Annotated in this window: 12 protein-coding genes; 6 read left to right on the top strand and 6 right to left on the bottom strand. The window is 61.1% G+C overall.

Annotated features, from left to right (window positions below; translation table 11 throughout):
* Positions 1 to 57: 57 nt before the first annotated feature.
* From guaA to HU720_RS21780, 3 genes are all read left to right on the top strand, one after another.
* Entirely contained in the window at positions 58 to 1,635 is a 1,578-nt protein-coding gene (guaA, locus tag HU720_RS21790; protein WP_186522776.1) for a glutamine-hydrolyzing GMP synthase, read from the top strand.
* A 340-nt stretch (positions 1,636 to 1,975) separates the two neighbouring features.
* Entirely contained in the window at positions 1,976 to 2,224 is a 249-nt protein-coding gene (locus HU720_RS21785) for a prevent-host-death protein (protein ID WP_186522765.1), read from the top strand.
* A 22-nt stretch (positions 2,225 to 2,246) separates the two neighbouring features.
* On the top strand, positions 2,247 to 2,582 hold the full coding sequence (locus HU720_RS21780; RefSeq protein WP_186522763.1) for a type II toxin-antitoxin system RelE/ParE family toxin: 336 nt from the start codon (positions 2,247 to 2,249) through the stop codon (positions 2,580 to 2,582).
* Positions 2,583 to 2,708: 126 nt separating this feature from the next.
* On the opposite strand, the gene HU720_RS21775 is transcribed toward HU720_RS21780, so the two are convergent.
* Positions 2,709 to 3,722, bottom strand: coding sequence for an NADP-dependent oxidoreductase (locus HU720_RS21775; protein ID WP_186522760.1), 1,014 nt, complete (start codon positions 3,720 to 3,722; stop codon positions 2,709 to 2,711).
* Positions 3,723 to 3,759: 37 nt separating this feature from the next.
* Entirely contained in the window at positions 3,760 to 4,548 is a 789-nt protein-coding gene (locus tag HU720_RS21770; RefSeq protein WP_186522758.1) for an SDR family oxidoreductase, read from the bottom strand.
* A gap of 139 nt (positions 4,549 to 4,687) precedes the next feature.
* Here HU720_RS21770 and HU720_RS21765 point away from each other — a divergent pair, with 139 nt between their 5' ends.
* Positions 4,688 to 5,254, top strand: a complete 567-nt coding sequence (locus tag HU720_RS21765; protein WP_186522756.1) for a TetR family transcriptional regulator — start codon at positions 4,688 to 4,690, stop codon at positions 5,252 to 5,254.
* 27 nt (positions 5,255 to 5,281) lie between these two features.
* Here the strand turns inward: HU720_RS21765 and HU720_RS21760 are convergent, their stop codons facing one another.
* On the bottom strand, positions 5,282 to 7,147 hold the full coding sequence (locus tag HU720_RS21760) for a sulfatase-like hydrolase/transferase (protein WP_186522754.1): 1,866 nt from the start codon (positions 7,145 to 7,147) through the stop codon (positions 5,282 to 5,284).
* Positions 7,148 to 7,342: 195 nt separating this feature from the next.
* Between HU720_RS21760 and HU720_RS21755 the strand changes: the two genes are divergently transcribed.
* Positions 7,343 to 8,725: a multicopper oxidase family protein gene (locus HU720_RS21755; protein ID WP_186522752.1), complete on the top strand. Its 1,383-nt coding sequence runs from the start codon at positions 7,343 to 7,345 to the stop codon at positions 8,723 to 8,725.
* On the top strand, positions 8,725 to 9,207 hold the full coding sequence (gene tadA, locus HU720_RS21750; RefSeq protein WP_186522750.1) for a tRNA adenosine(34) deaminase TadA: 483 nt from the start codon (positions 8,725 to 8,727) through the stop codon (positions 9,205 to 9,207). Before HU720_RS21755 ends, tadA begins: the two co-directional genes overlap by 1 nt.
* Positions 9,208 to 9,558: 351 nt before the next feature.
* Here tadA and HU720_RS21745 read toward each other — a convergent pair whose 3' ends face one another.
* The 3 genes from HU720_RS21745 to HU720_RS21735 all read right to left on the bottom strand — a co-directional run.
* Complete coding sequence (locus HU720_RS21745; protein WP_186522748.1) at positions 9,559 to 12,477, bottom strand: membrane-targeted effector domain-containing toxin; 2,919 nt, start codon at positions 12,475 to 12,477, stop codon at positions 9,559 to 9,561.
* A 97-nt stretch (positions 12,478 to 12,574) separates the two neighbouring features.
* Positions 12,575 to 14,032 carry a membrane-bound lytic murein transglycosylase MltF gene (gene mltF, locus HU720_RS21740; RefSeq protein WP_186522746.1) on the bottom strand — a complete coding sequence of 486 codons (1,458 nt, stop codon included), beginning with the start codon at positions 14,030 to 14,032 and terminating at the stop codon, positions 12,575 to 12,577.
* A 117-nt stretch (positions 14,033 to 14,149) separates the two neighbouring features.
* Positions 14,150 to 15,449 (bottom strand): RHS repeat-associated core domain-containing protein (locus HU720_RS21735; protein ID WP_202883586.1); only part of this gene is annotated, 1,300 nt, incomplete at its 5' end.

Below are 15,449 nucleotides of genomic sequence, written 5' to 3'. Positions count from 1 at the left end.
GGGGGGCTGACATCACCCCCCCGCGTCGTTTCCGATTTCCACTGACGAGATTGAGTCATGGCCCTCGATATTCACGCTCACCGTATCCTGATCCTCGATTTCGGTTCCCAGTACACCCAGCTGATCGCCCGCCGCGTGCGCGAAATCGGCGTGTACTGCGAACTGCACCCGTTCGACATGGCCGATGAAGCGATCCGCGAATTCAATCCACGCGGCATCATCCTGGCCGGCGGCCCCGAGTCGGTCCACGAAGCCAACAGCCCGCGCGCGCCGCAGGCGGTGTTCGACCTGAAAGTACCGGTTCTGGGTATCTGCTACGGCATGCAGACCATGGCCGAGCAGATGGGCGGCAAGGTCGAAGGCTCCGAGCTGCGCGAGTTCGGCTACGCCCGCGTTGACGTGGTCGGCAAGAGCCGCCTGCTCGACGGCATCGAAGACCATGTCGACGCAGACGGCGTACTGGGCCTGGACGTGTGGATGAGCCACGGCGACAAAGTCACCCAGATGCCAGCCGACTTCCATGTACTGGCCAGCACCCCAAGCTGCCCGATTGCCGGCATGTTCGACGATGCGCGCGGCTACTACGGCGTGCAGTTCCACCCGGAAGTCACCCACACCAAGCAAGGCGGTCGCATTCTGTCGCGTTTCGTGCAGGACATCTGTGGCTGCGAAGCCCTGTGGACGCCGTCCAACATCGTTGAAGACGCCATTGCCCAAGTGCGTGAACAAGTCGGTTCGGCCAACGTGTTGCTGGGCTTGTCCGGCGGCGTCGACAGCTCGGTGGTTGCCGCGCTGCTGCACCGCGCCATCGGCGACCAGCTGACGTGCGTATTCGTTGATAACGGCCTGCTGCGCCTGCACGAAGGCGACCAGGTGATGGCCATGTTCAAAGAGAACATGGGCGTCAAGGTGATCCGTGCCGATGCCGAGAAGCAGTTCCTCGATAACCTCGAAGGCGAAGCGGACCCGGAGAAGAAGCGCAAGATCATCGGCCGCACCTTCATCGACATCTTCGATGCCGAGGCCAGCAAGCTGGACAATATCCAGTTCCTCGCCCAGGGCACCATCTACCCCGACGTGATCGAGTCGGCGGGCGCCAAGAGCGGCAAGGCCCACGTGATCAAGTCGCACCACAACGTCGGTGGCCTGCCAGAGGAAATGAACCTCAAGCTGGTCGAGCCGCTGCGTGAGCTGTTCAAGGACGAAGTGCGCCGCATCGGCCTGGAGCTGGGCCTGCCGTACGACATGGTCTACCGCCACCCGTTCCCGGGCCCAGGCCTGGGCGTGCGTATTCTGGGTGAAGTGAAGAAGGAATACGCCGACATTCTGCGTCGCGCCGACCATATCTTCATCGAAGAGCTGCGCAAGGCTGACTGGTACCACAAGACCAGCCAGGCTTTCGTTGTGTTCCAGCCGGTCAAGTCGGTGGGTGTGGTCGGCGACGGCCGTCGCTACGCCTGGGTCGTGGCGCTGCGCGCCGTAGAGACTGTGGACTTCATGACCGCACGCTGGGCGCACCTGCCGTACGAACTGCTGGAAACCGTCAGCGGCCGTATCATCAACGAGATCGAAGGTATTTCGCGCGTTACTTACGACGTGTCGAGCAAGCCGCCGGCTACGATTGAGTGGGAATGATCTCAGTATTGCCCCGAATCCATAAGTGATGGATCCATAGAGCCCGCATAATTGCGGGCTTTTTTGTGGGAGGGCCTTCGTGGTAACGAAGTGGCTAGCGCGCGCGAAAAAATTTATCTCAAATAAAAATTGACAAAAAGTCAATAATCTATTTTTTATTCGGTCTTGATTTGGGCTTAATTTGCTGTATTTTTGCCCGTGACGTATCGATAAAACCGTCAGATATAATGAGTGTTTATGAGAAACACGATGGATATTCTGGGTATAGCGTCGCCCAGAATCGGTCCCTATATGGCGTAGCCCTCAAGATGGCCACGTCACCATGATGGAGGTTTCGCTCATGAGAGTTGAAACAGTTAGCTTTTTGAAAAAATACGCATCCGACCTGCCTCTTGATGAGCCAATGGTCGTTACGCAAAACGGTATTCCTGCCTATGTTGTTGAGTCTTACGCAGAGCGTAATCGTCGCGATGAAGCAATCGCCTTGGTGAAAATGCTTGCTCTGAGTTCCCGCGAGTATGCCCGAGGAAAACACTGTTCGGCTGATGACCTGAAAGCCCGCCTGAGCAGGAGGTTCGCCCACAAATGAGATAGGAACTCAAACGACCACATTGAACATCCGCTACACAGAAGTTGCGCAACAAAGCATCGAAGACCAGATCGAATATCTGGCACCCTATAGGGGATTCTCTTCCGCGTTCGAGCGAATTACTGACGAGATCCGCGTCATTGAGGGCGAGCTCCTTGGTGCTCCGTCAAGGTACCCAGTTAGCTCGCAAGCAGGGGAACTGGGCATTTCTCAATACCGAGAACTCAATTCGAACGGATACCGCGTTTTCTACGAGATTGTGGAGGACGATCAGGCCATCGTAGTTGCACTGGTATTGAGAGATAAGCAAAGTGTCGAAAAGGCACTGTTGGACTACTGCTTGTTTTATATCTCATAGCCCTGATCAGCGGGCCATCCGCTACGGTGATCGCGCTTGCCCGCTAATTGTCTTGCGGGCTTGTGGCGTTATGGCGCATGCGACGCATGTTCCGCAGTGATTGAGAACGCTCTTGCCCGACCAGCTTCAGCCATCCATTGAGCGAACTTTCACCACAACCTTCCCCCGAGCCCGCCCCTGGGCCAGGTAATCAAGCGCCTGCTGCGCCTGATCGAAGGCAAACACCTGATCAATCACCGGCTTGATCCGCTCCGCTTCAACCAACTTGCCTATCTCCCCAAGCTGCGCCCCATCAGGCCGAACGAACAAGAACGAATAGTCCACTTTGTTGCGCTTCGCCAGGCCCATGATCTTGCGGCTCATCCAACCAAACAGCAGCACCAGCAACATGTTCATGTTACGAGCCTTGGCAAACGCCCGGTCCAGTGGGCCGACCAGGGACACAATCTTCCCGCCTGCTTTGACAATGCCCACCGCTTTTTCCAGTTCATCGCCACGGGTGGTGCCCAGTACCAGGTCGTAGCCGCTGAGCAGGCGTTCAAATGCCTGGGTCTTGTAGTCGATCACGTCGTCCGCACCCAGGTTGCGCACCAGCTCGATGTTCTTGCTGCTGGTGGTGGTGCCAATGGTAGCGCCCAAGTGTTTTGCCAGTTGGATCGCGAAGGTGCCAATGCCGCCTGAGCCGGCCGGGATGAATACAGCCTGGCCGGGTTTTAGCTGTGCGCGTTCATGCAACGCCTGCCAGCTGGTCAAACTGACCATCGGCAGCGATGCGGCTTGCACGAAGTTCAAGTTGGCTGGCTTGAGTGCGGCGCAGGCCTCGGGCACCGCGACAAACTCGGCGAGGGTGCCGGTGCCGCGATCGAACAGGCTGGCGTAGATCGCATCCCCCACCTTGAAGCGCGTTACTGCACTGCCTACCTCGGTTACCACCCCAGCCACGTCACTACCCAGGATCGCCGGCAGGCGGTATTTCAGGACCAGTTTGAACATGCCGGTCGGAATCATGTTGTCGATGGGGTTTATGCCTGCGGCGTGAACCTGCACCAGCAGTTGGTCAGGCTCAAGCGTGGGGCGGGGCAGTTGCTCGAACCCCAGACCTGGCGCTTTGCCGTAGCGTTTGAAGGTGAATGCTTTCATTGCGAGCGGGTTCCGGTTGCGGCGGGTAAGAGCAGGCTCAGGCCTGCGGCTGGTAGCGCTCGGCGGCGTGGGCCTGGCGGATGTCGGACAGCACGCCTTGGCGGGCCTGGTCCAAAGCCGCCCAGCGTGGTTCGGCATGCAGGGGCGGAATGGTCACGGGCTCGCGGCGGTCGTAGCCGATCAGTGCGGCGTCGACCAGCTCGTTGACGTCCATCACTTCGCTCAAGCTGTTGACGTCGATGCCTGCACGCTCCCAGATTTCGGTGCGGGTGGCTGCTGGCAGCACGGCCTGGACATAGACGCCTTTTGCCGCCAGCTCCACTTGCAGGCCTTGGGACAGGAACAATACGAAGGCTTTCGAGGCACCGTAGATCGACATGCCGAACTCCGGGGCAAAGCCCACCACCGACCCTATGTTGACGATCGAGCCGGCGCCTGCCTGGGCAAAGCGCGGCGCGGCGGCAGCGGCGAGGCGCGTCAGGGCGACCACGTTGAGCGCGACAAGCCGGTCGATGGCTTCGGCGCTTTGCTCGACGAAGGCGCCGGATTGCGCCAGCCCTGCGTTGTTGATCAGCACGCCAATGTGCGCGTCGTCGCGCAGGCGGGCTTCGACGGCGCTGAGGTCGTTGGCGTTGGTGAGGTCGGCTTGCAGCACGTCCACCGTGATGCCGTGCTGCTCACGCAGTTGCGCTGCCAGGGGGTCCAGGCGCTGCTGATCGCGGGCAACCAGCACCAGGTCGTGACCGCGGGCGGCAAAGCGTTTGGCGTAGGTGGCGCCGATGCCGCTGGAGGCGCCGGTGATCAGGACGGTTGGCAGCGTAGTCATGGTGAATCTCCGTGGATTGACAGCGTGGGGTGTTGGAATGGCGCTAATGATTGCGACCGAACTCTAAAAAAGTCAACGTTTTGATGTTGTGTGACATCAATGTATACTTCGGCGCAGATTCACAACGGGTGGGCAAACCATGAAAGTCACCAAGCAGCAGGCCCAGGCCAACCGCGCGCATATCGTTGAAACCGCCTCCACGCTGTTTCGCGAGCGTGGCTACGACGGTGTGGGCATCGCCGACCTGATGGCGGCCGCAGGCTTCACTCAAGGTGGGTTCTACAAGCATTTCCGCTCAAAAGCCGATCTGATGGCCGAATCATCGGCATGCGGCATGGCGCAGTCGGCCGCGCTGACCGCTGGCGCGTCGATTGAAGCGTTTTTGCAGGTCTACCTCTCGCGCGAGCATCGCGATAACCGCGCAAGCGGCTGCACCTTGGCGGCGTTGTGTGCGGATGCGGCGCGCAAGGAAGATGAAGTGCGTGCGATGTTTGCGGCCGGCATAGAGGCGCAACTGAAGGTGTTGCACGGGGCCAAGGACCTGACTGCCGAGCAGGCAGGGCAGGTGCGGGCCAAGTCGCTGTCGATCATGGCCCAGGCGATGGGCGCCATCGTGATGTCGCGGGCATGCCCGGACGACTCACCACTGGCAGATGAAATTCTCGCGGCCAGCTACCGCTCGATCCTCAACTCCCTCAAGCCCTGACGGGCTCGGTTGCCCGGGCAGCGGCCGTTATTGCGGTTGCTGTCGGTCCTGCTCGAAGAACGCCTTTTGGTAGGCGTCATAGGACAACAGCCGGTTCCTGGTCGCGGTGAATTCGTCCCCCGTTACCTGTTGCGGGTTGGTTTCCTGCGGGTCCTGGTCGAGGTTGTATTTGACCAATGTGTCCGGGCTGAAGTCGTAAATGTACTTGTACGGGTGCTCCACCAGCGCCGACGACAGTTGATCGAAAAACGTCGACATATAGAAAGCGCGCTTGCCGTGGGGCCTGAGCAAGCTGATGCCCTGCACCTGGAACGAGGCATTGTGGACGCCGAAGAAGTCCGCGACGGTGGGGGCGATATCGGTTTGCTGGCTGGTGGTCGAGGCCGGTTTGGGTAATGGCTGCCCCTTGGCCCAGAATATTAGCGGCACCGTGACTTCCTCCTCGTACATCGAGGAGTTGTGGATGAACAACCCATGTTCGCCGAACGACTCGCCATGGTCGCCCACCAATACGAACAGGGTCGCGTCCAGCAGGCCATTTTTGTCGAACCCTTCCAGCATTTGCCCGATCAAGGCGTCGGTGGTTTCGATACAGGCCTCGTACTTGTCCAACTGGTTACGCGGCACGCGCTTGCCTGGGCAGTCGTACGGGTAGTGGGCGGCGCTTGGGAAGTACAAGGCAATAAACCCTTTGCCGCTTTGCCGTATGGCCTTCAGGTAAGGAATGCTGGGTAGAAACAGCTGTTCGTCGCTTGCGCCGAAACTGCTGTTGCCTTGCGCAAGGGCAGGCGACATGTCGGCGACCGAATACGCCTTGGAAACCCCGATCGAACTTAGAAAACCGTCCATGTTTTCAAATTGCAGAAACAACGAGCTGAAGGCCACGGCCTCCATGTTTCGCTGTTGTTTGAGTTCATGGATCACGCCGGGTTGATACAGCGGCATGGCTTCCTTGATTTCAACGCCGGGAAACGCATGCAGCCCGGTGAAAATCGAAAAGTACCCTTTGGAAGAATGTGGCACGGTCACATAGGCCTTGCTCAGCATGCCTTCGCGGGCCAGCCGGGCGAGTGTGGGGTAGCGCGCGTCAGTGTCCGCACCCTCGGCAAAGGTGCTGTTCCAGCGCACCGACTCCATCACGATGAACACCAGGTTGGTGAAAGGCGGCGTAGGTTCTGGGCGGGGCAGGGCGTTGATCGCGGATATCGGGTAGGCGGGTTGTTCGAAGGGCAGCAGGTTGGGCTGCCGGGCAGTGTTGTTCAGGCCGGCGCTGCGCAGTGCATTGATCAGCGGGCTGGTGACGATGTTCTGGTTGAGGTGATAGCGGGCATCGTTGGCAAAGGGGGCGCCCAGCAGCAAGGCGGCACCTGCCGCGAGCGCCAACGTGCTGCGGGTTGCCAGCGGCTTGGCTGGGGTTCTGAGGGCCCGGTAGCTTGCCAGCCCCACCAGCGCCCAGGTTGCCAGATACGCCAGAAATAGTACGAAGACTATGAAGCGGAAGGTAAAACCGAAGCCGGCCAGTTGGTTGAAAAACACCTGTGCGCCAGACGTCAGGTTGCTCGCATGCTGCAGGCTGTAGGCGACCAGGGTGAGGTCCAGCGGCTTGAGCCACAGCTCACGCACACGCATGTCGATCAGCAGCAAGAGCAGCAGCGCGCCTGCCAGCGCGCTCAGCAGCCAGAATGCGACTTTGTAGCGTGGTAGCAGGCTGACGCCCAGCACATACACCAAAGCTGCCAGCAGCAGGTCTTGCAGCAGGTACAGGGCGATACTGGCAGCGTCGGTGTCGACCCAACGGCTTGAAAAGTAACTGATCAGGATAATCTTCGGCACCAGTAACAGTGCCGCGGCCGGGAGTAGCGCAAGGCCAAGCAGGTGATTGTTTCGCCCCATGGCGCTTCGCTCGTTCGGGTCATTGAATGACGTCACTTAAACAGCGCGCCATGGTTTGGGCAAGCATGCCGTGGTGCGGCGCCCCTGCGGCAAGACTTCACTTAAAATTTCGCAAATGCAGGTGTATCGTATTCGCCCTTCATTGTCGGCAGATGCTGGCAGTTTGCTTGCGCAGAACACGAGGTACCCGCAGCGATGTCCTTTACCCGTCGACAAATGCTCCAAGGCCTGACCGGCTTGGTGGTGGTAGGCCTTGGCGCTGGTGGCGCGGCGCGTTACTGGCTGGGCAAGGTCGAAGACGACAACGCCGGGCATGACTACGAGCTGATCGCCGCCCCGCTGGATGTCGAGCTGGTTGCGGGCTTCAAGACCCAGGCCTGGGCTTTTGGCCCTTCGGCGCCGGGCACCGAGTTGCGAGTGCGCCAGGGCACCTGGCTGCGCGTGCGGTTCATCAACCACTTGCCGGTTGAAACCACCATTCATTGGCACGGCATCCGCCTGCCGCTGGAAATGGACGGCGTGCCTTATGTGTCCCAGTTGCCGGTCAAGCCGGGCGAATATTTCGACTACAAGTTCCGGGTGCCGGACGCCGGCAGCTACTGGTATCACCCGCACGTCAGCAGCTCCGAAGAACTGGGCCGTGGCCTGGTCGGCCCGCTGATCGTCGAGGAGCGCGAGCCCACCGGCTTCAACCATGAGCGCACCCTCAGCCTGAAAAACTGGCACGTCGATGAGCAGGGCGCCTGGCTGCCGTTCAGCATCCCGCGTGAAGCTGCACGCAACGGCACGGCAGGCCGCTTGATCACCATCAACGGCCAGGCCGATTCGGTCACCGAGTTGCCCGCCGGGCAGGTGGTGCGTGTGCGCCTGCTGAACCTGGACAACACCTGGACCTACCGCATCAACCTCAAGGGCAACTGCGAGGCGATGATCTACGCGCTGGACGGCAACCCGGTCACCCCGCGCCCGCTGGACGATGATTACTGGCTCGGGCCGGGCATGCGCATTTGCCTGGCGATCCGCATTCCACAGGCGGGTGAAGAGGTTTCGCTGCGTGATGGTTTCGTGCGCCTGGGCACCCTGCGCTCGGTACCTAGCCAGGATGCGCCTGGCGACTGGCCCAAGGCGTTGCCGGCCAACCCTATCGCCGAGCCGGACCTGGAAAACGCCGAGAAGCTGAACTTCAATTTCGAATGGGTCGGCAAGGTGTCGGTGAATACCGACAACGGCAAGCCGCCGAGCCTGTGGCAGATCAACGGCCAGGCCTGGGACATCACCGACAAGACCTGCGCTGACCGGCCCATTGCCACGCTCAAGCGCGGCAACAGCTACATCTTCGAGCTGAAGAACATGACCCAGTACCAGCACCCGATCCACCTGCATGGCATGAGCTTCAAGGTGATCGCGTCCAATCGCCACAAGATCGTCGAACCGTGGTTCACCGACACCTACCTGCTGGGCAAGAACGAGCGTGCCCAAGTGGCGCTGGTGGCTGATAACCCAGGCACCTGGATGTTCCACTGCCATGTCATCGACCACATGGAAACCGGCCTGATGGCCGCGATTGCGGTGGTGTGATGCGCCCGCTGATCATCGATCGCAGCCGCGATCAGGAATTCATGCACATGGCACTGGAACTTGCGGCGCAAGGCGCTGCACGGGGTGAGGTCCCGGTGGGGGCGGTGCTGGTGCAGCATGGCCAGGTGCTGGGGCAGGGCTTCAATCGGCCGATCCTGGACAGCGACCCCAGCGCCCATGCTGAAATGGTGGCGATTCGCGCAGCGGCCCAGGCAGCCAGCAATTACCGGCTGCCGGGCAGCACGCTGTATGTCACGCTTGAGCCGTGCAGCATGTGCGCGGGGCTGATCGTGCATTCGCGGGTTGCGCGGGTGGTGTTTGGTGCGCTTGAACCCAAGGCTGGGGTTGTGCAGAGCCAGGGGCAGTTTTTCGGCCAGGGCTTCTTGAACCACCGGGTGGTGGTCGAGGGCGGGGTGCTGGCGCAGGAGTGCGGGGCGATTCTCAGCGAGTTCTTCAAGGCGCGCCGGGCCAAAGGCGCTTAGCCCAAGCGATTGCACTGCCTGCTCGGGCCTCATCGCAGGCTGGCGCCAGCTCCCACAGAGCTCGCCCATCCCCAATCGATGCCGTCTACACGGTCAGTGTAGGAGCGGCCTTGTGTCGCGAAAGGGCTGCGGAGCAGCCCCAGCGATTCTGGTGGGTGCTAAGATCCTGGGGCTGCTTCACAGCCCTTTCGCGACACAAGGCCGCTCCTACAGAGTCGGCGCACAGCCGCAGTATGGAGGTCTGGCCAAGATTCGTGTGGGAGCCGGCGACCGCGTGCGATGAGGGCGGCGCAGGCCTTGTAAAAAAGCTGGAATCTGTACACAGACCGCGCCAGCGCCACCTCCTGCTCCTTACCGCACGATATGGCTCATCCCCCGCAGCGCCAGCAGCGTGTACAGCTCGGAAAGCTCAGCGAACCGGCGGCCATGCAGGTCAGGCCAGTCTGGGCGTTCTATATACAGGTAGCGGCCGTCGCGTTTTATCTGCGTGCGGCGCAGGCTGCCATCCCTGCTGCGGTTGACCAGGTAGCGCTCGCCATCGGCCTGCTCCTCGATGGCATAGTCTCCGGGCCGTCTCAGGTTGCTCTGCAGGTCCGGCGCGGTGGCACTCGCAGGCTTGACCGCCGCCCGCAGGCGCAGGTCGCTCTTGACATGGCGAGTGATACGTCTTTCGATAACATCCAGGCCTGGGTCGACCTCGACGGTATCAGGCTGGCCGATGGCAACGTCTTCTACGCGCAGGCCGATGGCACCTTGCAGTTCACTGATACCCGGCACCCCTTCGAAGCTGTTGGCGTGGGTGTTACCCACCAGTGCCACCCATTTACCCGCCCCGTGCAGCGCCTGGTCGGCGTCGATGATCAGCCCGGCGTAGAAGTTCATCATCCGGGTCCGCGCCAGCGGCGGCGGGACGTCCAACCAGGCTTGCCGGTAACTGGCCATGCAGTCTATGGACTGGATACGCAGGCCTTGCTGCTGCGCCTTGATCAGCACCTGGCGGAAGTTGTAACGCCCTGTAGGGTCGGTGAAATGCCCGCGGTCCTGGCTGCTGATATAGGCGTCCAGCGCCTCACTTAGCTTGCCTGTGCGGTTGAAAGTGTCCAGGTCGGGCTGCTGGAAGTCGGTTTGGTAGTGCTCCATGTACAGCGTCTTCACGTTCAGTTTGCGCAGCTCACGCATGTTGTCGATCAACAAGCGCTTGCTGCCGATGGCGCTGTGAGCTTCGCCAATGACCAGGCCGTCGCTATTGGCGTAGATGGCGCGCAGCAACTGTTTGGGGCTGGTGTTGGGGCTCAGTTCAGGAACGTTCGGCCTTGCTGGCAACTGCGCCGAGGCCAGGCCGCTGGCCGCGTCGGCGGCCAATTGGTCGCGGCGGTTGCGAAACTCCTGCTCGGCGCTTACGGCATCGTCTTCGTCTAAACTGGCGAGCTGGCCGGAGAGCGCATCGTCCGATACCGAGTGCAGCAAAGCGCGGGAAGGTTGCGCAATCTCGTAGACGTTTGGCGCAAGGGTTGGCAGTTGTGGGCCTGAGGGTTTTCGACCGAAGATTTTCAGAGTCTTCAACGGCCAACCGCCGTCCAGCCCCATGCGCTCGACCAGTTGCCACTGGCCTTGGCTGTCCAGGCGAATGGTTTGGGCGGTCGCCCACGAAAACTCATTTTCGGGGTCGACGATCACCCAGGTTTTCAGTTCGACCACATGGCGCACCTGGTACGCCTGTCCATCGATCTCCACATAAAATTTTTGCTGCTGGGAGTAGATGCCGGCCAGCGTGCCGCTGCCGGGTTCGCCAGTAAGGATCACGTTGCTTTCAAATCCATCCAGCGGATCGAGCGGGTTTAGCGGGCGCAGCGGTTGCGGCACCCATTCATCGATCTGCGCGGTACTTGCTTGAGCGCCTGAGTGTTCGGGTTCGGGGTTCTCGACATGTTCTGGCGCGCTTTCGTGCGCACCGATTTCACCCGCCTCGCCTACGACGGCTCCGTGCAGCAAGTCTGCATTGAACAGCACGTTGATGCCGGCGATGATCGCACCGCTTACGCCTTGTTGGCGTTCAGCGGTGGTGCGGCCGTTGAGCGCCTGGTCGACGTTCAGGCCCATCTCTGCCATACCTGCGCCAACCACTGCCAGTGCCACGTGCCAGTCCACCGCTGCCATTGGCCCGAACACCGTGCCGAACGCTTTCAGGTAGCCGATCCACAGTTGTTTGCGCAGGTCTTCATTGGAATGCAGTACCCACTGGGCATCGTCCTGCATGCGCTGGCGGGCCTTGTCGCGCAGCCAGCTGAAGGCGTCTTCGCCGATGGTGTGGTCATGCTGGTTGATGGCTGAGTAATCGCCTCTGCCCCACCCTTCGTACAGCAGGTCGATCAGGTGGTTCAGGCCGATGGCGCTGTCGCGCTCGCCGCGCTCTGGCAGGGCGAAGTGGCTGGCGAAGCGGGCGCGATTGTCGGCATGATTGTTGTGGTTGAGCACCCACAGATACAGCGCCGCCTTGTTTTCGAACAGCTGCAATCCGTCAGTTTCACCGGGCATATAGAGCATCAGCGCGCCGCTTTGCAGCTCGATGCGCAAAATGTCAGTGGCCACGTGCCCGCCTATGTCAAAGGTGCATAGGCGCACGCCGGGGCCAGGTGGTACCAGCTCACGCAGTTGTGCAAGGGTGGGTGGCCAATAGTGGCCGCCGACCAGCGCTTGGGCAGCCACTGCCGCGCTGCTGGCCAGTGCGCTACCAGGGTGGTCTTTGCACGCTTCCAAAGCCTTGCTCAGGAACATCGCCTTGGCCAAGGTGCGAAAGTCATCGTGATGCTTGAGCCAGAATTGCTCCATGTTCGCCTTGAACTGCTGGCTGAAGTCGATCTGCCAGAAGTACTCGAGTACCTGGCGCGGATCCAGCGCTACCTCGTTGTGCTCGTCGTATAGGTCCTTTTCCAGGCCGTCGCTGTAGAACCCGGTACGGTAACTGAGCAAGTCGGCGTTGTCGGCGCTTTGGGCGTCAAAGCGGTGCATCACCAGCTGGGGCAGGGTAAGCGATTGGAACGGCTTTTCATGGTGCTGCCAGCCGCTGAAGGTGCGCGGGCTGGTGGAGGCGTTGTCGAAGCTGTTCAGGTAGACATGATCCGGGTCCTGCGTGCCCAGGCTGTGCTGGTCGAGAATCTGCCGTGCGATCTGCCTTGCCTGCTGGCGCATGTCGGGGCAGTGTGCGGCAATCTCCAGCGCGAGGGCCTGCAGGGCTTGCTGGTCGTCTGCCTGGCTCTGGGTGAGAGGCATGGGGTGGCGCTCCGTTGTATTAGGAGCGCCGAGGTTGGCTGTGCCGGTGGTGCCCGGTGCAGTACATATCGCTTGTGGCGCCCTGCCGGGCACGGCGCTACATGGCCGGGGTCTGTTCCGCCGGTTTGTCTTTGTTCACCGCCGGCACATGCAGGTTACCTTCGGCTACCTGGCCTTCGAGCTGTGGCTGCGTCACCCAGGTCAGGATGTCGTAGTAGCGACGGATGTTGGCGACGAAATGCACAGGCTCACCGCCACGGGCATAGCCGTATTTAGTCTTGCTGTACCACTGCTTCTGCGACAGGCGCGGCAGCATTTTCTTGACGTCCAGCCACTTGTTCGGGTCGAGCTTCTCGCGCTTGGCCAGGGTACGGGCATCTTCCAGGTGGCCGCTGCCGACGTTATAGGCCGCCAGGGCGAACCAGGTGCGGTCCGGCTCCTGGATGCTGTCGTCCAGTTGTTCCTTGACCAGCATGAAGTACTTGGCACCGCCCATGATGCTCTGGCGCGGGTCGAGACGGTTGGACACGCCCATGGCCTGGGCAGTGCGCTGGGTCAGCATCATCAGGCCGCGTACGCCGGTCTTGGAGGTGACCTCGGGCTGCCACATCGACTCCTGATAGCCGATGGCGGCCAACAAGCGCCAGTCGATCTGCTCGACCTTGGCGTAACTCTTGAAGTGCTTCTCGTACTTGGGCAGGCGCTGCTGCAGGTGCTGGGCAAAGGTGTAGGCACCGACATAACCCAGTACATCGACATGCCCGTAGTAACGGTCTTTCAGGCGCTGCAAGGTGCCGTTTTTCTGGGACTTGTCGATAAATTCGTTGATTTCGTTGAGCAGGCTGTTGTCTTCGCCCGGTGCCACCGCCCAACGCTGGTCGCGGGCGTCGCCCAGGTCGAAGGCCACACGTACGTTCGGGAAGTACACCTGGTTCATGGCCAGTTCGTTGGAGTCGACCAGGGTCAGGTCGATTTGCCCCTCATCGACCATGCGCAGCAGGTCGACCACCTCGACTGCGTCAGACTCTTCGTATTCAAGGGTCGGGAATTTCTTTTTCAACTCGGCCAACTGGTCGGCGTGGCTGCTGCCCTTGAGCACCATGATCTTTTTGCCTACCAAACCTTTCGCTTCGGTGGGGCGGGAGCGGCCATTGCGGTAGATGACCTGCGGCGTCACTTCGAGGTAAGGGTGGGAAAATTTCACCTGTGCGGCGCGCCGTTCGCTGCTGACAAGCCCCGCTGCGGCCAGCACCGGGCCTGAGGGTTGGCCCAATTGGCCGAACAGGTCATCAAGGTTGTCTGCCGTTTCGATTTGCAGCTTGACGCCTAGATCGTCGGCGAAACGCTTGACTAACTCGTACTCAAAACCAGTTTCGCCGTTGCGGTCCTGGAAGTAGGTGGCCGGGCTGTTGCGGGTAATTACGCGCAATACGCCGTCCTCCTTGACGCGTTCTAGGGTGCTGGGTTTTTCAACACAGGCACCGAGCATCAGGAAGAGTCCGGTTGCGATGAGCCATTTGGCGCAGCGCTGGCGTAGAGCAGTGTGGGCAAACATAGGGTGCAGTATACGCAAAGGACTGCTGGCGCCATATCTCGACAACAGTCAGGTTGTCTGGTAGCGGGTCCAGCCCCTGATCGACGCCCGCTGGCGCAACGTCGATCAGGGGCTGTTTTATTGCGGCATGTACAGTTTCGGCTTGGCTATGCGGTATTTGGAGGTCTCGGTGAAGCATGGCTTGCCGAACATCCGCGTCCACAGCGATGCTTTGTAGATCGGCACATTGTTGCCGGCCAGTGAGTTGTGAGAAGCGCGCGGCATTTGCAATGAGGCCAGCCCCTTGATGAACACTTTCTCGCCAAAGGCTTCGACGGGGCGCCCCAGTTCATTGGCGATGCTCTGCGCGGCGCCACTCTTGCCGCCCCAGCAGGCGACCAGGATGAATTTCTTGCCTTCCGGGTAGCCCATCTGCGCAAGCCTGGGGGCGATGATGTCCTGGGCGATGCGCACTGCATCGTCAGCCACCCCTTGCGCATTCATCAGCATGCCCAGCGGGTGCCCGTGCGTCACCAATGCCGCATGCCCCTCGGCAAACAGGTCGGGTACAAAGGCGACGTCCTCAGCCCCGGCGTTTGCGCCAAACAGCACGCTGGCCGGGCGCGTTTTGCCGCCTGGGCCGATGTGATAGGGCTTGAATGGCTCCAGCTTGCTGGCCGCCCGGCCGGCTGAGTTGCGCAGGTTGACCACTGCCGTGGTGAGCTTGGGAGCAATGGCTGCAGCGGCGCTGGCAAGGCCTGTGCCTAGAGAAATCCAGCCCAGCACGCTGGCGGCCGTCTGGTGCTTGCCGTCGATCTCAAGCCCCAGCGCGGCAATGCCTGTGCCGATCGAAATGGCACTGAGGGCCGAACTGCTGATTGCCAGCATGCCGCTTGCGGTCAGCCCGCTGAGGCCTGCGGCCAGGACCACGCCGAGCGAGCCGAAGCTTGCCACGGTGACCACCGTCCCGATTGCCAGGCCGAGCCCGGCCACGGCCCAGGTGACCCAACTGTGGCCGTCCGGGTCGATGCGGTTGACGGGGTCGCCGGCGCAGTAGGCGTAGGGGTTGATGCCGCCACGCCCGAACGGGCTTTCGCTGTCGGGGCTGAGGAAACACATCAGCAGCGGGTCGTAGGGGCGGTAGCCGTTGGGGATGTACCAGCCGGTCAGCGGCTCGCGGCGCAGGCCGGTGTAGCCGAACGGCGTTTTTTCATCGCCTTTCTGCTCGGCGCCATGGGCGGTATACAGGCGTTTACGCACAGAGTCATCGACCTCGATACGCACGCTGCCCTGGCCGTCGCAGCCGAGCAGGGTGGTCTTGGCGATGCCTTGCGCGATGCGGTTCAGGGCGAATAGATGCTCACCATCGCCGATCAGGTGCAGGCGGTCATCGCCACACTGTTCATGGGTTTGCTGACCGCCGCTGTAGAAACTGCGG

Source organism: Pseudomonas sp. SWRI51 (assembly GCF_014268825.1).
Taxonomy (GTDB): Bacteria; Pseudomonadota; Gammaproteobacteria; order Pseudomonadales; family Pseudomonadaceae; genus Aquipseudomonas; species Aquipseudomonas farsensis.
Note: the sequence above shows the minus strand (reverse complement) of the source record. Positions and strands in the feature narration are given on the sequence as shown.